Source organism: Mycobacterium sp. IS-836, assembly GCF_001954275.1.
In the GTDB taxonomy this organism is placed as follows: Bacteria; Actinomycetota; Actinomycetes; order Mycobacteriales; family Mycobacteriaceae; genus Mycobacterium.
Map to the genome: position 1 here is coordinate 1 of NZ_MBEU01000009.1, position 23,714 is coordinate 23,714.

Annotated in this window: 22 protein-coding genes; 9 read left to right on the forward strand and 13 right to left on the reverse strand. The window is 67.5% G+C overall.

The window, feature by feature from the left end:
* The 5 genes from sucB to A5747_RS03305 all read left to right on the forward strand — a co-directional run.
* The coding region (gene sucB, locus A5747_RS03285) for a 2-oxoglutarate dehydrogenase, E2 component, dihydrolipoamide succinyltransferase (RefSeq protein WP_076122418.1) at nt 1-1,076 on the forward strand (1,076 nt) is incomplete at its 5' end.
* 4 nt (nt 1,077-1,080) lie between these two features.
* Nucleotides 1,081-2,004, forward strand: coding sequence for a TIGR01777 family oxidoreductase (locus tag A5747_RS03290; protein ID WP_076122246.1), 924 nt, complete (start codon nt 1,081-1,083; stop codon nt 2,002-2,004).
* A 61-nt stretch (nt 2,005-2,065) separates the two neighbouring features.
* On the forward strand, nt 2,066-2,770 hold the full coding sequence (gene lipB / locus A5747_RS03295) for a lipoyl(octanoyl) transferase LipB (RefSeq protein ID WP_076122247.1): 705 nt from the start codon (nt 2,066-2,068) through the stop codon (nt 2,768-2,770).
* Nucleotides 2,770-3,723, forward strand: coding sequence for a lipoyl synthase (gene lipA, locus A5747_RS03300; RefSeq protein WP_076122248.1), 954 nt, complete (start codon nt 2,770-2,772; stop codon nt 3,721-3,723). Before lipB ends, lipA begins: the two co-directional genes overlap by 1 nt.
* Nucleotides 3,724-3,754: 31 nt before the next feature.
* Nucleotides 3,755-4,507, forward strand: coding sequence for a DUF4191 domain-containing protein (locus A5747_RS03305; RefSeq protein ID WP_076122249.1), 753 nt, complete (start codon nt 3,755-3,757; stop codon nt 4,505-4,507).
* A 15-nt stretch (nt 4,508-4,522) separates the two neighbouring features.
* On the opposite strand, the gene A5747_RS03310 is transcribed toward A5747_RS03305, so the two are convergent.
* The gene (locus A5747_RS03310) at nt 4,523-4,948 is read right to left on the reverse strand and encodes an RDD family protein (protein ID WP_076122250.1); all 426 of its coding nucleotides are present in this window, start codon (nt 4,946-4,948) and stop codon (nt 4,523-4,525) included.
* Between the two features lie 226 nt (nt 4,949-5,174).
* Here A5747_RS03310 and glnA (A5747_RS03315) point away from each other — a divergent pair, with 226 nt between their 5' ends.
* Together glnA (A5747_RS03315) and A5747_RS03320 are read left to right on the forward strand one after the other, a co-directional pair.
* Nucleotides 5,175-6,611, forward strand: coding sequence for a type I glutamate--ammonia ligase (gene glnA / locus A5747_RS03315; protein WP_076062279.1), 1,437 nt, complete (start codon nt 5,175-5,177; stop codon nt 6,609-6,611).
* 234 nt (nt 6,612-6,845) lie between these two features.
* Complete coding sequence (locus A5747_RS03320) at nt 6,846-7,220, forward strand: hypothetical protein (RefSeq protein ID WP_076122419.1); 375 nt, start codon at nt 6,846-6,848, stop codon at nt 7,218-7,220.
* A 16-nt stretch (nt 7,221-7,236) separates the two neighbouring features.
* On the opposite strand, the gene A5747_RS24735 is transcribed toward A5747_RS03320, so the two are convergent.
* From A5747_RS24735 to A5747_RS03375, 12 genes are all read right to left on the reverse strand, one after another.
* Entirely contained in the window at nt 7,237-7,455 is a 219-nt protein-coding gene (locus A5747_RS24735; protein WP_139333320.1) for a hypothetical protein, read from the reverse strand.
* 24 nt (nt 7,456-7,479) lie between these two features.
* On the reverse strand, nt 7,480-8,337 hold the full coding sequence (locus A5747_RS03325; protein WP_076122251.1) for a phytanoyl-CoA dioxygenase family protein: 858 nt from the start codon (nt 8,335-8,337) through the stop codon (nt 7,480-7,482).
* A 19-nt stretch (nt 8,338-8,356) separates the two neighbouring features.
* A complete protein-coding gene (locus tag A5747_RS03330; RefSeq protein ID WP_198938120.1) occupies nt 8,357-9,625 on the reverse strand; it encodes a hypothetical protein in 1,269 nt (422 codons plus the stop codon).
* A 178-nt stretch (nt 9,626-9,803) separates the two neighbouring features.
* A complete protein-coding gene (locus A5747_RS03335) occupies nt 9,804-10,175 on the reverse strand; it encodes a hypothetical protein (protein WP_233147931.1) in 372 nt (123 codons plus the stop codon).
* 166 nt (nt 10,176-10,341) lie between these two features.
* On the reverse strand, nt 10,342-10,560 hold the full coding sequence (locus A5747_RS03340; protein ID WP_076062269.1) for a hypothetical protein: 219 nt from the start codon (nt 10,558-10,560) through the stop codon (nt 10,342-10,344).
* A 33-nt stretch (nt 10,561-10,593) separates the two neighbouring features.
* The gene (locus A5747_RS03345) at nt 10,594-11,454 is read right to left on the reverse strand and encodes a TIGR03619 family F420-dependent LLM class oxidoreductase (protein ID WP_076122253.1); all 861 of its coding nucleotides are present in this window, start codon (nt 11,452-11,454) and stop codon (nt 10,594-10,596) included.
* Nucleotides 11,451-12,065 carry a PaaI family thioesterase gene (locus A5747_RS03350; RefSeq protein WP_076122421.1) on the reverse strand — a complete coding sequence of 205 codons (615 nt, stop codon included), beginning with the start codon at nt 12,063-12,065 and terminating at the stop codon, nt 11,451-11,453. The genes A5747_RS03345 and A5747_RS03350 overlap by 4 nt, the downstream gene beginning before the upstream one ends.
* A gap of 35 nt (nt 12,066-12,100) precedes the next feature.
* Nucleotides 12,101-15,097, reverse strand: a complete 2,997-nt coding sequence (locus A5747_RS03355) for a bifunctional [glutamine synthetase] adenylyltransferase/[glutamine synthetase]-adenylyl-L-tyrosine phosphorylase (RefSeq protein WP_076122254.1) — start codon at nt 15,095-15,097, stop codon at nt 12,101-12,103.
* A 51-nt stretch (nt 15,098-15,148) separates the two neighbouring features.
* Nucleotides 15,149-16,489, reverse strand: coding sequence for a type I glutamate--ammonia ligase (glnA, locus tag A5747_RS03360; RefSeq protein WP_076062263.1), 1,341 nt, complete (start codon nt 16,487-16,489; stop codon nt 15,149-15,151).
* A 104-nt stretch (nt 16,490-16,593) separates the two neighbouring features.
* On the reverse strand, nt 16,594-18,159 hold the full coding sequence (locus A5747_RS03365; protein WP_142245439.1) for an alpha/beta hydrolase: 1,566 nt from the start codon (nt 18,157-18,159) through the stop codon (nt 16,594-16,596).
* Nucleotides 18,160-18,289: 130 nt separating this feature from the next.
* Nucleotides 18,290-19,846 carry an alpha/beta hydrolase gene (locus tag A5747_RS03370; protein WP_076122256.1) on the reverse strand — a complete coding sequence of 519 codons (1,557 nt, stop codon included), beginning with the start codon at nt 19,844-19,846 and terminating at the stop codon, nt 18,290-18,292.
* Nucleotides 19,847-19,905: 59 nt separating this feature from the next.
* On the reverse strand, nt 19,906-21,297 hold the full coding sequence (locus A5747_RS03375) for a wax ester/triacylglycerol synthase family O-acyltransferase (protein ID WP_076122257.1): 1,392 nt from the start codon (nt 21,295-21,297) through the stop codon (nt 19,906-19,908).
* A gap of 131 nt (nt 21,298-21,428) precedes the next feature.
* On the opposite strand from A5747_RS03375, the gene panB reads away from it, so the two are divergent.
* Nucleotides 21,429-22,286 carry a 3-methyl-2-oxobutanoate hydroxymethyltransferase gene (panB, locus tag A5747_RS03380; protein WP_076122422.1) on the forward strand — a complete coding sequence of 286 codons (858 nt, stop codon included), beginning with the start codon at nt 21,429-21,431 and terminating at the stop codon, nt 22,284-22,286.
* 167 nt (nt 22,287-22,453) lie between these two features.
* Complete coding sequence (locus A5747_RS03385) at nt 22,454-23,614, forward strand: cellulase family glycosylhydrolase (RefSeq protein ID WP_076122258.1); 1,161 nt, start codon at nt 22,454-22,456, stop codon at nt 23,612-23,614.
* Nucleotides 23,615-23,714: the final 100 nt, after the last annotated feature.

Genomic DNA, 23,714 nt, shown 5'->3' on the forward strand with positions numbered 1-23,714 from the left:
ACCCGAGGTCTGCCTCGAACGCTCCCTCTTCGAGCCGGTGTTTGATCGTGGTGAGGAAACGTCCGGCATCCGCGCCGCCGCCGAAAGCCGAGCCCGCCGCACCCCAGCGGCCGGCGGCGGAGACCTCAACCGACGGCGCCCCATACGTGACCCCGCTGGTGCGAAAACTGGCCACCGAGAACAACATCGACCTCGCCGAGGTGACGGGCACCGGTGTGGGCGGGCGCATCCGCAAGCAGGACGTGCTGGCCGCCGCCGAGAAGAAAGAAGAGGCCAAGAAGGCGCCCGCCCCGGCCGCGGCGGCCCCCGCCGCCGCACCGGCCGCACCCACTCCGGCGCCCGCGCTGGCACACCTGCGCGGCACCACGCAGAAGGCCAGCAGGATCCGCCAGCTCACCGCGGCCAAAACCCGCGAATCCCTGCAGGCGACAGCGCAACTCACCCAGACCCACGAGGTCGACATGACCAGGATCGTCGGGTTGCGGGCCAGGGCCAAGGCCGCGTTCGCCGAGCGCGAGGGCGTGAACCTGACGTTCCTGCCGTTCATCGCCAAGGCCGTGATCGATGCGTTGAAGATTCACCCCAACATCAACGCCAGCTACAACGAGGACACCAAGGAGATCACCTACTACGACGCCGAGCATTTGGGCTTCGCCGTCGACACCGATCAAGGCCTGCTCTCCCCCGTGATCCACAACGCCGGTGACCTGTCCCTGGCCGGGCTGGCACGGGCGATCGCCGACATCGCCGCCCGCGCCCGGTCGAGCAACCTGAAACCCGACGAGTTGTCCGGTGGCACCTTCACGATCACCAACATCGGCAGCCAGGGCGCCTTGTTCGATACCCCGATCCTGGTCCCGCCGCAGGCCGCCATGCTGGGCACCGGCGCCATCGTCAAACGGCCGCGGGTGGTCGTCGATGAAAGCGGCAACGAGTCGATCGGCGTGCGCTCGGTGTGCTATCTCCCGTTGACCTATGACCACCGGCTGATCGACGGCGCGGATGCCGGACGTTTCCTCACCACGATCAAACACCGGCTCGAAGAGGGAGCGTTCGAGGCAGACCTCGGGTTGTGATGACGTGTCCCGAGCTGGTCATCACGCCGTCATCGCGATAGCGGGTTCGTCCGGCCTGATCGGCTCGGCCCTCGCGGCGGCACTGCGCGCGGCAGACCACACGGTGCTGCGCATCGTGCGCCGCACACCGGCGAATTCCGAGGAACTGCACTGGAATCCGGAAAGCGGCGAGTTCGACGTCGACGCACTCACCGACGTCGACGCCGTCGTCAACCTCTGCGGTGTCAACGTCGGCCAGCGTCGGTGGTCGGGCGCCTTCAAGCAGAGCTTGCGAGACAGCCGGATCGCCCCCACCGAGGTGCTGGCCAACGCGGTCGTCGACGCCGGGGTCGAAACGCTGATCAACGCCAGCGCGGTCGGTTTTTACGGCGACACCAAAGACCGAGTGGTCGACGAAAACGACCGAGCCGGAACGGGTTTCCTGGCCCAGCTGTGCGAAGACTGGGAAGCCGCCACGCTGCCGGCCCAATACGGCGGCGTCCGGGTTGTGCTGGCCCGCACCGGCCTGGTGCTGGCCCGCGCGGGCGGTGCGCTGCGCCGGATGCGGCCACTGTTCTCTGCCGGGCTCGGCGCCCGGCTGGGCAGCGGCCGCCAATACATGTCGTGGATCAGTCTCGAGGACGAGGTGCGGGCGCTGCTGTTCGCAATCTCAAACCCCACCCTGTCCGGCCCGGTGAACATGACCGGCCCGGCGCCCGTCACCAACGCCGAATTCACCACCGCCTTCGGCCGAGCGGTCAACCGCCCAACGCCGTTGTTGTTGCCCGGTTTCGCGGTGCGGGCCGCGCTGGGCGAATTCGCCGACGAAGGACTGCTGATCGGTCAGCGGGCCATCCCGTCCGCACTGGAGCGCGCCGGGTTCCAGTTCCACCACAACACCATCGGCGAAGCGCTCGGCTACGCCACCGCCCGGCGTGAGCGCGATTAAGCCACATCACCCGACCGTCGCATCGCAAACCGCACCGGGCCCGAGTACCGTCACGAACGTGATGGATTCCATCCGGTCGACTCCGACCGCGATCGACGTCCGCCAGCTGGGCACGGTCGACTACCGCACCGCCTGGCAGCTGCAGCGCGATCTGGCCGACGCCAGGGTCGCCGGCGGGCCGGACACGCTGCTGCTTCTCGAGCACCCGTCGGTCTATACCGCCGGGCGGCGCACCGAAACGCACGAACGACCGGTCGACGGCACTCCCGGCATAGATGTTGTCGATACCGACCGCGGCGGCAAGATCACCTGGCACGGCCCGGGACAGTTGGTCGGCTACCCGATCATCAAGCTGGCCGAACCGCTCGATGTCGTCAATTACGTTCGGCGCCTTGAGGAATCGCTCATCATGGTGTGCGGCAACCTCGGTCTGGACACGAGCCGAATCGAAGGCAGGTCCGGGGTGTGGGTGCCCGCCGGCCCCGGCCGGCCCGCACGCAAGGTCGCCGCCATCGGGGTGCGGGTGGCGCGCGCGACCACGCTGCACGGTTTCGCGCTCAACTGCGACTGCGATCTCAACGCGTTCAAGGCCATCGTGCCCTGCGGCATCAGCGATGCCGGGGTGACGTCGCTGTCCGCCGAACTCGGGCGCACGGTCACCGTCGAGGACGTCCGGGTCGCGGTTGCCGAAGCCGTCTGCCACGCGTTGGACGGGCGCCTCGCCCTTACCTGGCGACCGACCCCCGCCCGCGTAGCATCGACATAGTGAGCTCGCCTAACTCTGTGGCGCCCGAAGGGCGCAAGTTGCTGCGCCTCGAAGTGCGCAACGCGCAGACCCCGATCGAGCGCAAACCGCCGTGGATCAAGACCCGGGCCCGGATGGGGCCGGAGTACACCGAGTTGAAGAGCCTGGTCCGGCGGGAGGGCCTGCACACGGTCTGCGAAGAGGCCGGCTGCCCCAACATCTTCGAATGCTGGGAGGACCGCGAGGCCACCTTCCTGATCGGCGGTGACCAATGCACCCGCCGGTGTGACTTCTGCCAGATCGATACCGGGAAGCCCGCTCCGCTGGACCGCGACGAGCCCCGCCGGGTCGCCGAAAGCGTGCACACCATGGGGCTGCGCTACGCGACCGTCACCGGTGTCGCCCGCGACGACTTGGACGACGGCGGCGCGTGGCTGTACGCCGAGACCGTGCGCGCCATCAAGGAACTCAACCCCTCGACCGGCGTCGAGCTGTTGATTCCCGACTTCAACGGCGAACCCTCACGGCTCGCGGAGGTCTTCGAGTCGCGCCCAGAAGTGTTGGCGCACAACGTCGAAACCGTGCCCCGGATCTTCAAACGGATTCGGCCCGCGTTCACCTACCAACGCAGCCTTTCGGTGCTCACCGCGGCGCGCGACGCCGGCCTGGTCACCAAGAGCAACCTCATTCTCGGCCTGGGCGAAACCCCTGACGAGGTGCGCACCGCCCTGGCCGACCTGCGTGACGCCGGCTGCGACATCGTCACCATCACCCAGTACCTGCGGCCGTCGACGCGTCACCATCCCGTCGAGCGCTGGGTGCGACCCGAGGAGTTCGTTGAGTTCGCGGGGCACGCCGAGGGACTGGGGTTCTCCGGGGTGCTGGCCGGGCCCCTGGTGCGGTCGTCGTACCGGGCGGGCCGCCTCTACGAGCAGGCCGCACGCACCCGGGCCTCGGGCGCCTCGGCACGCTAGCCGACTCCGCACGTACGTATCCTTGGTGACTATGGCTAAACCCCGCACTGCCGCCGAGAACAAGGCCGCCAGGGCGCAGGCGCAGGCCGCGCGCAAGGCGGCCGCGCGGGAGCGCCGCGCCCAGTTGTGGCAGGCGTTCAACATTCAGCGCCGGGAGGACAAGCGCCTGCTGCCGTACATGATCAGCGCGTTCGTGCTGATCGTCGGCGCCTCGGTGGCCGCCGGCATCCTGGTCGGCGGATTCACCATGATCAGCCTGATCCTGCTCGGCGTGGTGCTGGGCGGCTTGGTCACCTTCATCATCTTCAGCCGCCGCGCGCAGCGGTCGATCTACCGCAAAGCCGAAGGTCAGACCGGCGCCGCGGCGTGGGTGCTGGACAATCTGCGCGGCAAGTGGCGGGTGACCCCCGGCGTCGCCGCGACGGGTCACTTCGACGCCGTGCATCGGGTCCTCGGCCGGCCCGGCGTCATCTTGGTCGGCGAGGGAGCGGCCGCCCGCGTCAAACCGCTCGTGGCCCAGGAGAAAAAGCGCACCGCGCGGCTGGTCGGCGACGTGCCGATCTACGACATCATCGTCGGCACCGGCGAGGGCGAGATTCCGCTGGGCAAACTGGAGCGCCACCTGACCCGGCTTCCGGCCAACATCACCGTCAAGCAGATGGACAACCTGGAGTCGCGGTTGGCCGCGCTGGGAACGCGGGCCGGTGCCGCCGTCATGCCGAAGGGGCCGCTGCCGAACGCCGGCAAGATGCGCGGCGTGCAGCGCACCGTCCGCCGCAAGTAGCGGCCAATATCCAATTCAGCGCCGCACGACGGCCGTGCCGGTCACCCGGTCCTGCAGCCCGCGCCCATCCCAGTCGGTGAACAAGGGCGGGACCACCAACCCGACGAGCAGTCCCCGCACCGCCAGCCGGCCCAGCCCGAGCCGGCCGTCGAGCGCCACCACACCCAGCCCCAGCACCAATTGCCCGGGTGTGAAACCAAACAGGCGGACGGCGACGACACCGAGCACCCACCAAACAACCAGCACCGAGGTCGCCAACATCTCCTTGGAGATGACACCGAAACCCATCGCCAGCGCCGCCAGGCCGTAGGAGATCAGCCAGTCGATGAGCAACGCCACCAGCCGTTTTCCCATCGGCGCCAGCGATCCCGGCCCGCGTTCGGGCAACCCGAGCGCCTCGCCGGGATAGGCCGGGCGCGATCCCGGTGTCCCCGCCGTCATCGGCCGGCCGTCTCGGTCCGAAAAGAGGACAGCCCGACGCTGCGCCGCCGGGCGAGACCAGTTACGATCTTGCGGTCCATGGGCCCCACAATAGAACCCGACCTGTGCTCCGCTTTCTGTCGTGGGACGCGTGGTCACGTAACCTCCGTGCAACACGTGGTTGACGGGTGGGCAATATCGTCTCCATAGCGTCAGGCCGCGGATTACCAAGGTAAAGGAGCATTCAGTGACGGAAAAGACGCCCGACGACGTCTTCAAACTCGCCAAGGACGAGGACGTCGAATTTGTCGACGTCCGGTTCTGTGACCTGCCCGGCATCATGCAGCACTTCACGATTCCGATTTCGTTCTTCGACGAGAGCGTCTTCGAGGACGGTTTGGCCTTCGACGGCTCATCGATTCGCGGGTTCCAGTCGATCCACGAATCCGACATGCTGCTCCTCCCCGATCCGGCGACCGCGCGCATCGACCTGTTCACCGAAGCCAAGACGCTGAACCTGAACTTCTTCGTCCACGACCCGTTCACCCTCGAGCCCTACTCGCGCGACCCCCGCAACATCGCGCGTAAGGCGGAGAACTACCTGATCAGTACCGGCGTCGCCGACACCGCGTATTTCGGCGCGGAGGCGGAGTTCTACATCTTCGACTCGGTGAGCTTCGACTCGCGCACCAACGGCTCCTTCTACGAGGTGGACGCGATCTCGGGGTGGTGGAACACCGGCGCCCCCAACGAAACCGACGGGAGCCCCAACCGCGGTTACAAGGTCCGCCCCAAAGGTGGGTACTTCCCCGTTGCCCCCGTCGACCACTATGTCGACCTGCGCAGCAGGATGCTGCACAACCTGATCGCGTCGGGCTTCAGCCTGGAGAAGGGCCACCACGAGGTGGGTAGCGGCGGCCAGGCCGAGATCAACTACAAGTTCAACACGCTGCTGCATGCGGCCGACGACATGCAGCTGTACAAGTACATCGTCAAGAACACCGCGTGGCAGGCGGGCAAGACGGTCACCTTCATGCCGAAGCCGCTGTTCGGCGACAACGGCTCAGGCATGCACACGCACCAGTCGCTGTGGAAGGACGGCAGCCCGCTGATGTACGACGAAACGGGCTACGCCGGTCTGTCGGACACCGCCCGCCACTACATCGGTGGACTGCTGCATCACGCGCCCTCGCTGCTGGCGTTCACCAACCCGACGGTGAACTCCTACAAGCGGCTGGTTCCGGGCTTCGAGGCGCCGATCAACCTGGTGTACAGCCAGCGCAACCGTTCGGCATGTGTCCGCATCCCGATCACCGGCAGCAACCCGAAGGCCAAGCGGCTGGAGTTCCGTTGCCCCGACTCGTCGGGCAACCCATACCTGGCGTTCTCGGCGATGCTGATGGCCGGCCTGGACGGCATCAAGAACAAGATCGAGCCGCAGGCGCCGGTCGACAAGGACCTCTACGAGCTGCCGCCCGAAGAAGCCGCCAACATCCCGCAGGCGCCCACCCAGCTGTCCGCGGTGATCGACCGCCTGGAAGAGGACCACGAATACCTCACCGAGGGAGGCGTTTTCACGCCCGACCTGATCGAGACGTGGATCAGCTTCAAGCGCGAGAACGAGATCCTGCCGGTCCAGATCCGGCCGCACCCCTACGAGTTCTCGCTGTACTTCGACGTCTAGGTCGGCTAACGCTCTGGGCTGCGGCGACGCCCAGCTAACCCCCTGACCCGCGGCCCAGCCACGGGTCAGGGATGGGCAAGAGCTTGGGATCGGTAGCAGCGCGGGCGGTGTCCACTTGGTGCGAGTCCCACTACGGGGCTGAGACCAAGCGAAGGCACCACCATGAAACGAACGCCGCAATTTGCGCGTATTCCCTGTACACGCTTGGCCGCCGCGGAGAATAATCCCAGGTTCGTGAGGCGAGCAATCGTCGGCTTATCAACGGCTGTGCTGCTGTGGGGCGGCGTCGCGGGCGTGGTGGCGATGAGCACCGGTACCGCCCAGGCCCAGCCCGGTCCCGTGCCGCTGGATAACCATGCCTGGCCGGGCTGCCCCGATGACCACCCCGCGGGGCCATGCCGCTGGTGCCCCGGGATGGCACCGGTGCACACCGGAAATCAGCGCGTGAACCCAGTAATTTGGGACAACAACGTCTGCCACACCTACTGGTATGTCACGCCCGGGCAGGGAAATGTTGCTCAAAACATTTTCGAGGGCGACAGTCCGCCACCACCGCCGCCGGCACCACCGGGCCTCAAGTTCTGCCCGATCCCGCCTTGGTGTCCGTGACCTAGCGGGAACCCTGTTAGCCGCAAAGTTGGCCCAGCTGGCCGTGATTGGAGCTCGCATCGCACTGGGTCTGCTCGCGTCTGGTGATGTAATCGCTGATGCAATCCTGGTAGGCAGCGGGATCGGTGATGGCGGCACAGGGGTCGTCGCCGGCGTGTGCTTGTGGTGGCGGAATGCCGACGGGCGCCAGCACTACGGTTGCTCCCGCCAACACGGTCAATATTGCCCTCTTCATGGTTCTTCCTTTTTCTCACGGGGCCTACGGGCCCTGTTCTAACAGGCGTAGCGGGTGCAGGCCGTCGACCGCGCCGACGAATGGCGGGTGGATGCTGTAGCCCAGCATGCGCCGAATGTCATCGGATACGTTGCGAGCGATTTCGCGCGATATGGACAACGTGAAGGCTTCCATCGGCCGCAGCCACGGTTGGCAGTACTGCGCGGTGACCGCGAGGCGCTCCCGATCACTGTTGTTGGCGCCCCCACCGTGCCAGAGGGTGCCCACGAAAAAGACGCACGAGCCGGCGGGCATGACGACCGGTAGCGCGTGATCGCGCGAGCCGGGCCGGCGCTTGCCCCAGCGGTGGCTGCCGGGGTACAGCACCGTGGCGCCGTTGTCGGCCGTGAAATCGTCGATCGCCCAAATCGTTGCCGCCGCCAGCGGTGCCCGTGGCCGCGGAATCGGGTAGAAGCCGTCGTCATGGTGAGCCAGCTGCGCGGCCTCGCCGGGCTGAATGTTGATGGCCTGCAAGGCCGAAAGCAGGTAGTTGGGCATCAGCAGCCGGTCGAGCACCGCGAGCACCCGGGGATGGTCGACGAGGCGATCGCAGACCCGGGTCCTGCTCAGCACGCTGTAGATGCGCTGGGTGCGACGGCCCTCGAACGAGTTGCGTCCGGTGTGCCCGAGCCACGGGCGCACGACCTCCCGAATCTGTGCGCACTCCTCGGCGCTGAGCAGGTTCTCCCAGATGACGTAGCCGTCGCGCTCGAGCGCGGTCATGTCGGCGTCAGCGACTGAGCCGTCGACCGTGCTGCCGCCGGTCGGTGTCCGCTTGTACCGTTGCGCCAGATCGCCCCTGAGATCCTCCAGTGTTGTCACGGAGTCATCGTCGAGGTTCATCGGTCCTGGCCCTTCCTTCCTAGGGGCCGGCGGTCGGCTCCGCGGCGCGCCTGCGGCGGTTGATGACCCAGGCGACGAGGCCCACGACCAACGCGAAGCCCCCGAACCGCAGCGGAATGGGCCACCAGGGTTCGCTGGGCTGAGCGGGTGCGTCGTGTTGAGCGGTCAGCGCCACCAGGTAGCTGCCGTTGTCGGTCGGACCGACGCCGGGCAGCGACTGGGTCTTGGTCACCTTGATCTGGGCGCTGCTGCCGGGATCGTTGATCTGACCCCAGGCCAACGTGGTGTCGTCGAGCAGGAACGTGTCCTGGCTGCCCGCGGGTTGGCTGGCGTCGTGCCCCACCAGTCCCACCTGGCCGACCTGCACGGTCTGGGCGGCGGCGGGGACAGCCACCGAGACGTCCTGGTACGCCTCCGGCGCCGGCGGCGTGTAGCTCGGCGGCGGCGGCCCGCTCCAGCCGTCCGGTGGTATCCAGGCCCCGCCGTAGAAACTGCCCGACGCCACATAGCTGTCGCCGACCGCGGTGAACGGGAACAGGCCCGCGGTGGCGATGTCGAGCACGACGCGGCCGCCCGCCGGCACGTACGCCTCCCGGGCGGCGCCGTTGTAGGTGAAGCGGAAGGTCATCGCCTGGTTGAGCGGGTTGTACAGGCTCGGGCGGTGGTAGGTGTCGTAGTCGAGGTAGTCCCAGTGCCGGGGGCGGGCCAGCGTCTGGTTGTCGGCCTTGACGACATCAACGTTGCCGCCGTGGGCGTTGACCACGTTTTGGACCTGGCGGTTGAAGTCCACCAGCTGTTGCATCTGGTGCGCGGTACCTGGATTGACCCTGGTCGCCGGAGCATTCTTGGCGGCGGCGATCGCCTGCGGCGACGCATCCAGCCCCTTCGGCGGTGTCACCACCGCCGCGCCTCCCGGCACGCCGGTGTTGGGCGGGATCTTCGGGGTCTGCACGGCAACCGTCGTCGGAGACGGCGGACTCGGCGGAACGACCTCCGGGGTAGGCACGGACGGCACATTCACCGGCACCGGCGGGGCCGGGGCCGCCGGAAGCGGTACCGGCACCCTGCTCGGCGGCGCCTGGGCGGGGCGCGGCGCCGGGTCTTCGCTGCACACGCCCCCGTTCGACGTGTGGTACGCGCCGACCAAAAACTGGCAGTACTGGCAGCGTCCGGGGTCCGCCCCGGCGCCGGCGCACGGCGCCGCCTGCGCCACACCTGGCGCGGTGGTTATCACCGAGAACGGGGCGAACGCCAAGACGGCTGCCACCGCAATCCCGAGTGCTTTCATGTATGACCTTCCGGGAACCGCACCGGCTGGGAGGGCTGCTACCACCGCGAGTTGTGGTACGGACGGGTAGCGGCGGTTTTACCGCTACTTCAACCAGTGTCGCACTTTTATTTTCCGGAACTGATCTGGACCACGCCGCAATGCCCCGAGGATTCGAACAGGATGCCGTCTCGTCAGTTCATCGGCCGCCGCGGCCACAGTCGGTGTTGGTGGGCTGCGATGGCCATGCACAGGCGTCGACGTCGGTCGTGCCACCGTAGCCGCCACCCGTGAACACCCCGTAGGCGTTGCCGTTGATGCCGGTCATGGTCGCGCCTCCGCCTCCGCCGCTCCCACCCGCACTCTGCACGGACACTGACCATTGCATGCCTTCGAGCGCAGCCTTGTACACACTCATCACATCCTTCGGCGATCCGTTGACGAAGAAATGCAGATGGATGCCGTTGTCGTGTATCGAGTCGGGACCGTCGGTCCTCGTCGCGTTGGCCGGTGTGGGGATCAGCGATTTCAGATCCCCGCCCGTGCTCGCGGTCGTCGTAGCTTGTGACACTGAGGCCGTGGCCGTCTTGGACGCCGTCGTAGTCGTGTCAGTGCTGGAATTCGGCGAACTGCTACACCCCGACACGGCCAAACCCATGGCGATCGCCGCGACACCGGTTTGATATTTCATGTTCCCTGTCCTTGGATGAAGCCAATTAGATTGTGGTGCAAAGTAATTAGGGGTTTTGGCAGCCCATTATCCCGCGTGACATCTTGACGGGCTGTCCTTCGGCCATCTCGACGACCTCTAGCCAACCGCCGGGAGCTACATAGTGCCTGCTGACATCCTGGCGCTGCATGCGGATCAGTAACACGCCCGCATCGGTGATCTCGAAGCTGTCGAACACGCCATAGTCCCGCGGTACACCGTTTTTGAACACCACCGTGAATGACATGGGTCCGAGTATGGCGTGGTCGAAACTTCGCGTCTAGCCGTCCAGCGCCAAATCCTTACGGAAACGTTGCATCCCGTCGATCTTGTCGGACAGGCTCGCGTCGGGGCCGGCGTAAAACATCCACGGCATGGTGATGATGCCGGTGATACCGGCATCGGCGGCGCGCCGGTAGTCGGCGGTGGTGAATGCGTCTGTCAGCGGCGTCAGGATGGTGAAATCGTCCATGGACAAGCCGTTTTCGAGGCGCAGCTCGCGCAGCCGGCCCACCGCCTCGATGGCGCGATCGGTCTTGATCAGGTCCCCGATCCAGCCGTCGTTGCGTGCGGCGCGGCGCAATGCGGCCTCGCTCAGCCCGCCGACATAGACCGGTATCGGCGGCGGCGTGGGCTGCATCTCCAGCCGCGGCGTCGGATAGAACTGGCCCTCGAACTCCGTCCAGCCCGGCTGCCACAGCGCCCGCATCAGATCGATTATTTCGTCGGTGCGTTTGCCTCGGGCGGCGAACTGCTCACCCATCAAAGCAAACTCCTCCTTGCACCAACCGACCCCGATGCCGAGCTCCACCCGACCGGCCGCCAAAACCGCGGCCGTGCCAATGGCTTTCGCCGCCGAGTACGGATTGCGCATCGCGGGGATGTACACGGTGGTGACGAACCGAAGCCGGTTGGTGACCTGCGCCAGCGCGCCGACGAGGACCCATGGATCGGGCCAGTCGGTGAAGGGCTGCCATCGCCGTTGCCCGTCTTTGGTGTACGGGTACGGGGTCTGCAGGGTCTCCAGGTTGACGACGTGATCGGGGATGCCGATGCCGTCGTAGCCGAGTTCGTCAGCGGCCTTGGCGATCTCGACGATCTCCCGGGTGTTCAAGAAGGCACTGCTGATATAAAACTTCATTCTGTTCCCCGTGCCCACGCCGGTTCGATGAAGATGCCTTCCGCCTCCACCGTTACCCCTTCCGCGTCCGAAATGGTGCCGCGCGCAAAGACTTTGACGCCCTCGCTGCGGTCGATCCACGCGTCGCAGCGAAGGGGGCCCAGCGGAGTACCGCGCAGGTACTTGACGGTGATGGTGCCGGTGAAACGCGCCTTGGACAATCCGTCGCTGGCCGCCTCGCCGAGCATGTGGTCGAGCACCAGGGCGCTGACGCCACCGTGCACCCGGCCGGGCGGACCCTCGTACGCGGACCCGAGGGTGAACTCGCTCCAGCAGCGCCCGTTGCCGTCGTGACGGACGACGATCGGCGGGGCGATCGGGTTGCATACGCCGACCGCGGCGTTACCCAAGGGCAGCGGGCGATCCTCGACGCGGTAGCTCACCCCGACCGGCCGCGTCCGTTGCCGCAGCGACCGGGTAACGGCCTCGATCGCGGTCCGCGCGCTGGCGACGACGTCGTCATCGGCCTCGGTCCGGATGGTGGCGTCGACGAGTTCGCGCACGGCGTCGGCCAACGGCGCATACAGGGCCGTCACCCGGTTGGCCTCCGCCGCGCTGAGCACCTCGAACATGGCATCGAAGTTGCCCCCGAACGCGCCGGCGTCGCTCAACTCCCGAACACCTTGCGTACCACGGCTTTTGCGCGCCTCGTCACCCTCAGGTAGTTGTCCAGGAACTCACTGCCGTCGTCGGTGCCCCAGCCCGCGGCGACCGCGACCGCGTTGAGCTGGCGTCCGGGCCCCGGCAGCTGGTCGGTGGGCTTGCCGCGTACCAGCACCAGCGCGTTGCGGGCCCGCGTCGCGGTCAACCATGCGTGGCGCAGCAGCTCCACGTCCTCCTCGGGCATCAGATCAGCCGCCGCGGCGGCGTCCAGGGATTCCAGCGTCGAGGTGTTGTGCAGGGCGGGAACCTGGTGCGCGTGCTGCAGTTGCAGTAGCTGCACGGTCCATTCGATGTCGGCCAGTCCCCCGCGGCCCAGCTTGGTGTGCGTGTTGGGATCGGCGCCGCGCGGCAGCCGCTCGGAATCCACCCGGGCCTTGATGCGGCGGATCTCGCGCACCGCCTCGGCCGACACCCCGTCGGACGGATATCGCGTTCGGTCGGCCATCAGCAGGAAGCGCTGGCCAAGGTCCGCGTCGCCGGCGACGGCGTGCGCGCGCAGCAGCGCCTGGATCTCCCACGCCTGCGCCCACTGCTCGTAGTAGGCGGCATACGACCCCAACGTGCGGACCAGCGGGCCGTTGCGGCCCTCGGGCCGCAGGTTGGCATCGACTTCCAGCGGCGGGTCCACGCTCGGGGTCCCCAACAACGCCCGGATCTGCTCGGCGACCGACGTCGACCATTTCACGGCCTCGGAATCCTCGAAACCGCGAGCCGGCTCGCAGACGAACATCACGTCGGCGTCCGACCCGTAACCCAGCTCGGCACCGCCCAGCCGGCCCATCCCGATGACGGCGATGGCCGCCGGGGCCTTGCCGTCGTCGGGCAGGTTGGCCTTGATCATCGCGTCCAACGCGGCCTGCAGCACGGCCACCCACACCGACGTGAGTCCCTTGCACACGTCGGTGACATCGAGCAGGCCGAGCAGGTCGGCGGAACCGATGCGGGCCAACTCCCGGCGGCGCAGCGAACGCGCGGCGGCGATCGCCCGCACCGGGTCGGGGTGCCGCGCCGCCGAGGCGACCAGCGCGTGGGCCACCGTGTCCGCGTCGGTCTCAAGGAGTTTCGGGCCGGCCGGACCGTCGCTGTATTCCTGGATCACCCGCGGCGCACGCATCAGCAGGTCGGGCACGTACGCAGAAGTTCCCAGCACATGCATGAGCCGCCTGGCGACCGCGGGCTTGTCCCGCAGCGTGGACAGGTACCAAGTCTCGGCGGCCAGCGCGTCGGACAGGCGCCGGTAGGCCAGCAGCCCGCCGTCGGGGTCGGGCGCGTACGACATCCAGTTCAGCAGCCGGGGCAACAGCACCGACTGCACCCGCCCGCGCCGCCCGCTCTGGTTGACCAACGCCGACATGTGCTTCAGCGCGGTCTGCGGTCCCTCGTAGCCCAGCGCGGCCAGCTGCCGCTCCGCGGCCTCCGGCGTCATGCCGTGCGAGATCTCCAGGCCGGCCGGACCGACCGACTCGAGCAGCGGTTGATAGAAGAGCTTGGTGTGTAGCTGCGACACCCGCACGTTCTGGTGCTTGAGCTCCTCGCGCAGCACCCCCGCGGCGTCGTGGCGGCCGTCCGGGCGGATGTGCGCCGCGCGGGCCAGCCAGCGCACCGCCTCCTCGTCGTCGAACTCGGGCAGCAGGTGGGTGCGCTTGAGCCGTTGCAGCTGCAGCCGGTGCTCGAGCAGGCGCAGAAATTCATAGGAGGCGGTCAGGTTCGCCGCGTCCTCGCGCCCGACGTAGCCGCCCTCGCCCAGCGCGGCCAAGGCGTCCACCGTGGACGCCACGCGTAGCGACTGGTCGTTGCGGCCGTGCACCAGCTGCAGCAGCTGCACGGCGAACTCCACGTCGCGCAATCCGCCGCTGCCGAGCTTCAGCTCGCGGGCGCGGACATCGGAGGGCACCAGCTCCTCTACCCGCCGCCGCATGGCCTGCACTTCGACCACGAAATCCTCGCGCTCGCAGGCAACCCAGACCATCGGCATCAGCGCGGTCAGGTACCGCTCGGCTAGTTCGGCGTCGCCCACCGCGGCCCGGGCTTTCAGCAGCGCCTGGAACTCCCAGGTCTTCGCCCAGCGCTGGTAGTACGCGAGGTGCGACTCGACGGTGCGGACCAGTTCGCCGCTGCGACCCTCGGGCCGCAGCCCCGCGTCGACGGTGAAGAACGCATCGGAGGCCACCCGCATCATCTCGCTGGCCACCCGGGTGCTGAGCGTATCCGCCTGCTCGGCGACGAAGATGACGTCGACGTCGCTGACGTAGTTCAGTTCGCGGGCACCGCATTTGCCCATCGCGATGACGCTCAGCCGCGGTGGAGTGCGGTCCCCGCACACGGTTGCCTCGGCCACCCGCAGCGCGGCCGCCAGCGCCGCGTCGGCGAGGTCGGACAGCTGCGCGCCGACGACGGGGAACGGCAGCACCGGCTCGTCCTCGACGGTCGCGGCCACGTCGAGCGCCGCCAGCAGCAGCAGCTGATCGCGGTAGAGGGTGCGCAATCGCGAAACCGCGGAACCCGGCTCAGAACCGGGTCCCGTCAAGGCCTCGTCGGCGCATTCGGTGAACGCGCGCTGCAGCTCGTCGCGGGTGGGCAGTTTGGCGTTGCCGCGCAGCAGCTTCCAGGACAGCGGATGGATGGCGAGGTGATCGCCCAGGGCCAGCGACGAACCGAGGACGGCGAACAGGCGCCCGCGCAGCGGGCGCTCGGTGAGCAGCGCCGCGTTGAGCTCGTCCCCGCCGGCGTCGGGGTGCTCCGACATTCGGACGAGGGCGCGCAGCACGGCGTCGGGGTCCGGCGCGCGCGACAACGCCCACAGCCGGTCGATGTGCGCCTGGTCGTCGTGGTCGTACCAGCCGAGCCGTTCGAGCCGCTCACCCGCCGCGGGATCGACCAACCCGAGCCGTCCGACGCTGGGCAGCCGCGGGCGCTGCGTCGCGGGTTTGGTCACGATCAAGACGGTAGCGCAAGGCGCCGATCGCTCGGACCGACCGGGCGATCCCGTGAGCTACAGCGACAGGTAGGTGCTCAACTCGTACGGCGTGACGTGGCTGCGGTAGTTCGCCCACTCCGTGCGCTTGTTGCGCAGGAAGAAGTCAAACACGTGCTCCCCCAACGCTTCCGCGACGAGCTCAGAGGCCTCCATGCTTTTAAGGGCGCTGTCGAGGCTGGTGGGCAGCTCGCGGTAGCCCATCGCACGGCGTTCCTCGGGCGTGAGGTCCCACACGTTGTCCTCCGCCTGCGGCCCCAGCACGTAGCCCTTCTCCACCCCGCGCAGCCCGGCGGCCAGCAGCACGGCGAACGTCAGGTACGGGTTGCACGCCGAGTCGGGGCTGCGCACCTCGACCCGTCGCGACGACGTCTTGTGCGGCGTGTACATCGGCACCCGCACCAGGGCCGACCGGTTGGCCGCGCCCCACGACGCGGCGGTCGGTGCCTCGCCGCCGACCACCAGCCGCTTGTAGGAGTTGACCCATTGGTTGGTGACCGCGCTGATCTCGGAGGCGTGCTCGAGGATTCCGGCGATGAACGACTTGCCCACGTCCGACAGCTGCAGGGGATCGTCGGCGCTGTGGAAGGCGTTGACGTCGCCCTCGAACAGGCTCATGTGGGTGTGCATGGCCGAGCCGGGGTGCTCCGCGAAGGGTTTGGGCATGAAGGAGGCCCGCGCACCGTTTTCGATCGCGACTTCCTTGATGACGTAGCGGAACGTCATGACGTTGTCGGCCATCGAGAGCGCGTCGGCGAAGCGCAGGTCGATCTCCTGCTGGCCGGGCGCGCCTTCGTGGTGGCTGAACTCCACCGAGATGCCCATGAATTCGAGGGCGTCGATGGCTTCCCTGCGGAAGTTGGACGCGGAGTCGTGCACCGCCTGGTCGAAGTAGCCGGCGTTGTCCACGGGGATGGGCCGTGACCCGTCGTTGGGACCGGGCTCCAGCAGGAAGAACTCGATCTCGGGGTGCACGTAGCAGGAGAAGCCCAGGTCGTTGGCCTTCTGCAGCTGGCGCCGCAGTACGTGCCGCGGGTCGGCCCAGGACGGCGAACCGTCGGGCATCGTGATGTCGCAGAACATCCGCGCCGAGTGGTGATGGCCGGAGGGGGTGGCCCAGGGCAACACCTGGAAGGTCGACGGATCGGGGTTGGCGACGGTGTCGGATTCCGAAACGCGGGAGAAGCCCTCGATCGAGGATCCGTCGAAGCCGATGCCCTCCTCGAAGGCGCCCTCGAGTTCCGCCGGGGCGATGGCGACCGACTTCAGGTAACCGAGCACGTCGGTGAACCAGAGCCGCACAAAGCGGATGTCCCGTTCCTCCAGCGTGCGGAGGACGAATTCCTTCTGTCGATCCATACCCCGAACAGTAGGCAACAGCTGTTAAATCCGTGTTACCGATGCCCGCTCAGAACCATTGCGGACTGCTCAGACGGGTGCTGTGGGTCGGCTGGGAGCCAGCCTCAGGACTTGCACCGCAACGATGGGGGCGGGGCCGTCCCCGCGACGAAATAGCGCGTCACCGCGGTATCGACACACTGGTCGCCGTTGAAGACCGCGGTGTGCTGAGTTCCGTCGTAGGTGATCAGCGGGGCGCCCAGCTGGCTGGCGAGATTTACCCCGGCCTGATACGGCGTGGCGGGGTCGTGGGTGGTCGACACCACGACGACCTTGCCCGGCGCGACCCGCGCCGCGCTGTGCGGCGTCGACGTCGCCGGCACCGGCCACAGCGCGCACAGGTCGCGCGGGGCGTTGCCGGTGAACTGTCCGTAGCTCAGGAAGGGGGCGGCCTGACGGATCTGTCGGTCCGCGGTCACCCAGCTCGCGGTGTCCGTCGGCGTGGGGGCGTCGACGCATCGGACCGCGTTGAACACGTCCTGGTCGTTGTTGTAGTGGCCGTTTTTATCACGGCCTTCGTAATCGTCGGCGAGGGCCAAGAGGTCGTCCGCGTCGGTGCCGCGCTGCAGCCCGAGCAGGCCACTGGTGAGGTACTTCCAGTGCTGCGGGGTGTACAGCGCGTTGATGGTGCCGGTGGTCGCGTCGGCGTAGCTCAGGCCGCGCGGATCCGACGTGTGGCCGGGCTTGGCGACCAGCGGATCGACCAGCGCGTGGTACCGGTTCACGAATTGCGCCGGGTCGGTGCCCAGGGGGCAGGCTTTCGAGCGGGCACAGTCCGCGGCGTAGTCGTTGAAAGCGGTTTGGAATCCCGCCATTTGGTTGACGTTCTCCTGGACCGGCCCGACGGTCGGATCGATGGCGCCGTCGAGCACCATCGTGCGCACGTGGTCACCGAATTTCTCGAGGTATGCGGTGCCGAGTTCGGTGCCGTAGCTGTAGCCGAGGTAGTTGATCTGATTCTCACCCAGCGCCTGCCGAACCATGTCCATGTCGCGAGCCACGGACGCGGTGCCGATGTTGGCCAGGAAACCGTTGCCCATCCGGGTCACACACTGCTGCGCCAACTGCCGGTTGAGCTGCTCGATGTGCGCCACACCGGCCGGGCTGTAGTCGACCATCGGTTCGGTCCGGAACGCGTCGAACTCGGCATCGGTGCGGCAGCGCAGCGCCGGGGTTGAGTGACCCACCCCTCGAGGGTCAAACCCCACCAGGTCGAAATCGCGGGTGATGTCGGTGCCTTGTAGGTCGGATGCCATCGCGGCGACCATGTCCACCGCGGACGCGCCCGGTCCGCCGGGATTGATCAACAGCGATCCGATCCGCTGGCCCGTCGCGGGCACCCGGATCACCGCCAGCTTCGCTTGCGCCCCACCGGGATTGGCGTAGTCGACCGGGACCGACACGGTCGTGCACCTGGCGGTGGGCAGATCGCTGCCGTCGACATCGAACTGCTCGCAGCCGCCCCAGTTCTGCGGCGCCGCGGCGACCGGCGGCGGTGCGGGGCTCGGCGTCTGTCCCGCACCGGGTTCCGGCGTCGCGCCGGCGAGCGGCAGGGCGGATTGCCCCGCGACCAGCAGCCCCAACGACAGCAGCGCCGAGCTCAATGGTCTGCGGCGCGACATGGCTGTCATCGTTGCACCCACGAATACCCGTCGCAGCGCGAAACGGTCACGCCTTGATCTCTTCGCCGAGCGTGTACTCAGTGCGAAAAATCCGCCGGAATCTCGCAACCAGTGCACGTTCGGCGCCGCGTCAAACGCGTCAGCATTTCGCGCCGCTGGGCGGCGTGGCGCCTCCGATCAGATACGCCGTCACGTAGTCGTCGATGCAGCTGTCGCCCTGGAAGACCACCGTGTGCTGGGTTCCGTCGTAGGTCAGCAGCGAGCCGCGCAGCTCGTTGGCCAGATCCACCCCGGCCTTGTACGGCGTCGCCGGATCGTGCGTGGTCGACACCACGACGGTCGGCGCCAGACCGGGCGCCGTGACGGTATGCGGCTTGGTGGTGGGGGGCACCGGCCAGAACGCGCACGTTCCCAGCGGCGCGTCGCCGGTGAACTTCCCGTAGCTCATGAACGGAGCGATCTCCCGGGAACGACGGTCTTCGTCGATCACCTTGGCGCGGTCCGCAATTGGCGGTTGGTCAACGCAATTGATCGCCACGCGCGCGTCGGTGGCATTGGTGTAGTGGCCGTGCGGGTCGCGGCGCATGTACATGTCGGCAAGCGCGAGCAGGGTGTCCCCGTGGTGGTTGACCAGCTCGGTCAGGCCGTCGGTCAGGTGATGCCACAGCGTCGGCGAGTACAGCGCCATGATGGTGCCCACGATGGCGTCGCTGTAGCTCAGCCCGCGCGGGTCGTTGGTGGGCATCGGCCTGCCGATCAGCTGGTTGTTCGGGTCGACCATCGGGTCGATCAGGCTGTGGTAGACGTCGACGGCCTTGGCGGGGTCGGTGCCCAGCGGGCAGGTCGGCTGCTTGGCGCAGTCCGCGGCGAACGCGTTGAACGCGTCCTGAAATCCCTTGGCCTGACGCAGGTCCGCTTCGATCTGGTCGGCGTTGGGGTCGACGGCGCCGTCGAGGATCATCGCCCGCACGTTCTGCGGGAAGGCTTCCGCGTAGGCGGAGCCGATCCGGGTGCCGTAGGAGTATCCGAGATAGGTCAGCTTGTCGTCGCCGACCGCCTTGCGGATGGCGTCGAGATCCTTCGCGACGTTGACGGTGCCGACGTTCGCCAGGAAGCTCTTGCCCATCTTGTCCACGCACCGGCCGACGAACTGCTTGGTCTCGTCCTCGATGTGGGCCACGCCCGCCGGGCTGTAGTCGACGTTCGGTTCCGTGCGCAGCCGGTCGTTGTCGGCGTCGGAGTTGCACCACAACGCCGGTCGCGACGAGCCCACCCCGCGTGGATCGAACCCGATCAGGTCGAACCGCTCGCGCACCCGCTTCGGCAGCGTCTGGACGAGGCCCAGGGCGGCCTCGATGCCCGACTCGCCCGGGCCGCCGGGATTGATGACCAGCGACGCGAGCTTGTCCCCCGTCGCGGGGAAGCGAATCATCGCCAGGGTCGCCAAGTCGCCGTTGGGATCGTTGTAGTCGACCGGCACGGCCAGCTTGCCGCACAGCGCGCCGGTGGGGATCTTGGCTTTCGGGTTGGACGAACGGCACGGCGTCCATTCGATCGGCTGGCCCAACTTGGGCCCCGCCATGAGCGGATGCCCGCCCACGACGCGGACGCAGCCCGCGAGGACCAGCGCCACGGCAGCAATCGCCGTCCAGATCAGCAGCAAGCGCGCGATCATGTCGCGGCGAGACGAACCCATGCCAACATATGCTGCCAGAGCAGGACCGAGTGCCTGATCAGCGGCCGGAGGTCGGCCCGCTAGCCGGCGGCCTCGAGCAGCTCTTCCATCCCCACCGCGAACTCGTCGGCCATCTCCCACAAGTCGGGCAGTAACTCCGGGCACGAGATCAGCCCGACGTCCAAGTTTCCGCACAGCGACATCACGGTGATGTTGAGACCCGAGCTGTGGAAGATCGGCCCCAACGGGTACATCGCCTTGACGGCGCAGCCGAGCAGGTACAGCGGAACCTGCGGACCCGGCACGTTGGAGACGACGAGGTTGTGCACCGGCATGCTCTCGGTCAGTCGGGAACTGGCATAGAGCCGCATCGCCACGCCGAACACCGCCGGCGCCGCGAACTGCGACCAATCCTGCAACAGCGAAGCGCCGATAGCCGAACTATGTTGCTTGGCAACCGAATTCGCTTCGGCGATGGCCTTCAGGCGCTGCACCGGGTCGCTGATCTGGGTGTGCAGACTGGCAAACATGCCCGAAACCTTGTTGCGGCCAGGACGATCGGACTTGCCGTGCACCGAGACCGGCACCATCGCCACCAGCGACTCGTCGGGCAGGTCGCCGCGCTCGGCGAGGTATTGCCGAAGCACCCCGGAAACCAACGCCAACACCACGTCGTTGACCTTGACGCCGAATCGGTTTTTCACCTTCTTGATGTCGTCGAGATCCAATGTGGCGTAAGCGATGTTGCGCCGGCCGTTGATGCTGGCGTTGAAGACGGTCCGCGGCGCGGCGAAGGGACGCGCCATCGTCTGACCCTGGCGGGCCTTGCGCAACGTCGAGACGAGCGACGACACCGTGTCGGGCACCGCATTGGCCAGACGCCACGGCCGGGTGGCGAATCGGTACAACCCGCCCGCGGCGATCTGCCAGGTGCTGGCGCTCCCGACGCCGTCCACCGGATCCGGCGCGGGCGCGTCGGCCTCGGTGGCGCACAGCTGCGACATGAGGTTGGCGCCGGTGACCCCGTCGACTCCGGAGTGGTGCACCTTCGTCATCACGGCGACGCGCCCGTCGCGATGGCAATCGGTGCCCGCCACGCCCTCGATGACCCACATCTCCCACAGCGGCCGCTGCCGGTCCAGCGGCAGCGACGCGATGTGCCCGCAGATTTGCGACATCTCGTCGCGCCCTCCCGGTGGCGGCAGCCCGATCCGGTGCAGGTGGCGGTCGACGTCGAAGGTGTCGTCGTCCACCCACACCGGGTGATCGAGGTTCAACGGACTGTTGGCGAGTTTTTCGCGGAATTGCGGCATCGCTTTCAGGCGCAGCGACAGCGCGTCGCGCAGCCGGTCGAAGGTGTAGCCGCCGGGCATCGTCGAGGTGTCCAGATCGAGGATCGAGCAAACATGCATGGGCTGAGAGGGGGTCTCCAAGTACAAGAAACTGGCGTCGAGTCCGCTGAGCCGCTGCATGGCCTGAATGGTATGTCTCACACTGCCGGGGCGGTGCAATTGCGCAGCCGAGATGGCAGAATGGCACCGTCAAGCGAACCCGGGGACCCTGTGGGGCCACGAGGATCGACCGACCACTACCAGGGACAATGATGTCTGAGCACAACGTTTACGGTGCAAACTCATCCGCAAACTCGGCCGCCGACGCCAAGCCGCCGACCAAAATCCGCACTCATCACTTACAGAAAATGAAGGCCGAGGGCCACAAGTGGGCCATGCTCACGGCCTACGACTACTCGACCGCCCGCATCTTCGACGAGGCCGGCATCCCGGTTCTGCTGGTCGGGGATTCCGCCGCCAACGTCGTGTACGGCTACGACACCACGGTGCCCGTCTCGGTCGACGAACTGATCCCGCTGGTTCGCGGCGTCGTCCGGGGGGCGCCGCACGCGCTGGTCGTCGCCGACCTGCCGTTCGGCAGCTACGAAGCCGGACCGAACGCCGCCCTGGCCACCGCCACGCGGTTCATGAAGGAGGCCGGCGCGCACGCCGTCAAGCTCGAGGGCGGCGAGCGGGTAGCCGAACAGATCGCCTGCCTGACCGCCGCGGGCATCCCGGTGATGGCGCACATCGGCTTCACCCCGCAAAGCGTGAACAGCCTCGGCGGTTTCCGGGTGCAGGGCCGCGGTGACGGCGCCGAACAAACCATCGCGGATGCGATCGCCGTCGCGGAAGCCGGAGCGTTCGCCGTAGTGATGGAGATGGTGCCCGCGGAGCTGGCCACCCAGATCACCGGCAAGCTGACCATCCCGACGATCGGGATCGGCGCCGGCCCCAACTGCGACGCGCAGGTCCTGGTCTGGCAGGACATGGCCGGGATGAGCGGCGGCAAGACCGCTCGGTTCGTCAAGCGGTTCGCCGACGTGGGCGCCGAATTGCGCCGGGCCGCAACGCAATACGCCCAAGAGGTGGCCAGCGGGGTTTTCCCGGCCGACGAGCACAGCTTCTAGCATCGGCCTGACCATCGCGGGCTTTCCGCCCGCCCGAACCGTCGAACCCGTCACGGCAGCTTCTGCTGAAAATCGTTGTGTGACAACGGTGGTAGGATTTCTCCTATATATAAACGCGACTCCGTGGGCGGGGGGTTGAACATATAGTCGGCAATCGTGGTTGCTTCGTGCACCGCCGAACGGTCTTGAAGTTGCCGCTGCTACTGGCAGGAGGCACCGCCCTGGCGCGAGCGCCTCGCGCCACCGCACAACCCCTCGACCCGCCGGACTCGGCCCGGTGGTCAACCGACCGCGCCGACCACTGGTATCGAGCGCAAGGCTGGCTCGTCGGCGCCAACTACGTCACGTCGAACGCCGTCAACCAGCTGGAGATGTTCCAGCCCGACACCTTCAACCCCCTGCGCATCTATCTCGAGCTGGGCTGGGCCCGGGCCGCCGGATTCAACACCGTGCGGGTGTTCCTGCACGACCAGCTCTGGACCGAGGATCAGCGGGGGTTCCAAGGCCGTCTGGCCCAGTTCGTCGCCATGGCGGCCGAGCACGGCATCAAACCGCTCTTCGTCTTGCTCGACTCCTGCTGGGACCCGTTCCCGAAAGCCGGCCCGCAGCGCGCCCCGACGCCCGGCGTCCACAACTCGGGCTGGGTGCAAAGTCCGGGCGCCGAACGGCTCGGCGACCGCGCCTACCTCGACACGCTGCGCGCCTATGTGACTGGCGTGCTGTCCCAATTCCGCAATGACGACCGGGTTTTGGGTTGGGACCTGTGGAATGAGCCCGACAATCCCTCGCGCCACTATGGGTCCGTCGAGAGGCCGGACAAGGTGGAGCTGGTCGCGGACTTGCTTCCGCAGGTTTTCGCGTGGGCGCGTTCGGTTGATCCCGTTCAACCGCTGACGAGTGCGGTCTGGCAGGGCGAGTGGCCGGACGCCGGTAGTACCGACGTCATCAGCCGGATCCAGCTCGACAACTCCGACATCCTCACATTCCACTCCTACGGCGCACCGGTGGACTTCGAGAGGCGCATCGACGATCTCGCCTCGGGGGACCGACCGATCCTCTGCACCGAGTACCTGGCCCGGCCCCTGGGCAGCACCGTTGCGGAGATCCTGCCAATCGCCAAACGCTACAAGGTTGGTGCGATCAATTGGGGACTCGTCGCGGGGAAGACTCAAACCTACTTGCCCTGGGACTCGTGGGATCACCCGTACTCGGCGATTCCGGATGTCTGGTTTCACGATCTGCTGCAACACGATGGACGGCCGTTTCAGGACGACGAAATCCAAGCGATTCGTCAGCTCAACGGCCTGGCGATGCACCTCCGCCCTTAGGGCCGCGTAAGCGCGCCACCGCGGTGTGGCAATCTGTGTGTGCCGGGCCGCGAGCGCCGACGACCTTTTGACAGCGCAGCAACGCGCAACGGAGCCGAAA

Excerpts from the sequence above, each read along its gene's own strand:
- A5747_RS03310 (WP_076122250.1), bottom strand. The coding sequence starts at position 4,948 with ATGACGGCGGGGACACCGGGATCGCGCCCGGCCTATCCCGGCGAGGCG.
- panB (WP_076122422.1), top strand. The coding sequence starts at position 21,429 with ATGTCTGAGCACAACGTTTACGGTGCAAACTCATCCGCAAACTCGGCC.
- A5747_RS03350 (WP_076122421.1), bottom strand. The coding sequence starts at position 12,065 with ATGTTCGAGGTGCTCAGCGCGGCGGAGGCCAACCGGGTGACGGCCCTG.
- glnA (WP_076062263.1), bottom strand. The coding sequence starts at position 16,489 with ATGGATCGACAGAAGGAATTCGTCCTCCGCACGCTGGAGGAACGGGAC.
- A5747_RS03370 (WP_076122256.1), bottom strand. The coding sequence starts at position 19,846 with ATGGGTTCGTCTCGCCGCGACATGATCGCGCGCTTGCTGCTGATCTGG.
- A5747_RS03365 (WP_142245439.1), bottom strand. The coding sequence starts at position 18,159 with ATGACAGCCATGTCGCGCCGCAGACCATTGAGCTCGGCGCTGCTGTCG.
- A5747_RS03375 (WP_076122257.1), bottom strand. The coding sequence starts at position 21,297 with ATGCAGCGGCTCAGCGGACTCGACGCCAGTTTCTTGTACTTGGAGACC.
- A5747_RS03330 (WP_198938120.1), bottom strand. The coding sequence starts at position 9,625 with ATGAAAGCACTCGGGATTGCGGTGGCAGCCGTCTTGGCGTTCGCCCCG.
- A5747_RS03305 (WP_076122249.1), top strand. The coding sequence starts at position 3,755 with ATGGCTAAACCCCGCACTGCCGCCGAGAACAAGGCCGCCAGGGCGCAG.
- lipB (WP_076122247.1), top strand. The coding sequence starts at position 2,066 with ATGGATTCCATCCGGTCGACTCCGACCGCGATCGACGTCCGCCAGCTG.
- A5747_RS03340 (WP_076062269.1), bottom strand. The coding sequence starts at position 10,560 with ATGTCATTCACGGTGGTGTTCAAAAACGGTGTACCGCGGGACTATGGC.
- A5747_RS03325 (WP_076122251.1), bottom strand. The coding sequence starts at position 8,337 with ATGAACCTCGACGATGACTCCGTGACAACACTGGAGGATCTCAGGGGC.
- A5747_RS24735 (WP_139333320.1), bottom strand. The coding sequence starts at position 7,455 with ATGAAGAGGGCAATATTGACCGTGTTGGCGGGAGCAACCGTAGTGCTG.
- A5747_RS03345 (WP_076122253.1), bottom strand. The coding sequence starts at position 11,454 with ATGAAGTTTTATATCAGCAGTGCCTTCTTGAACACCCGGGAGATCGTC.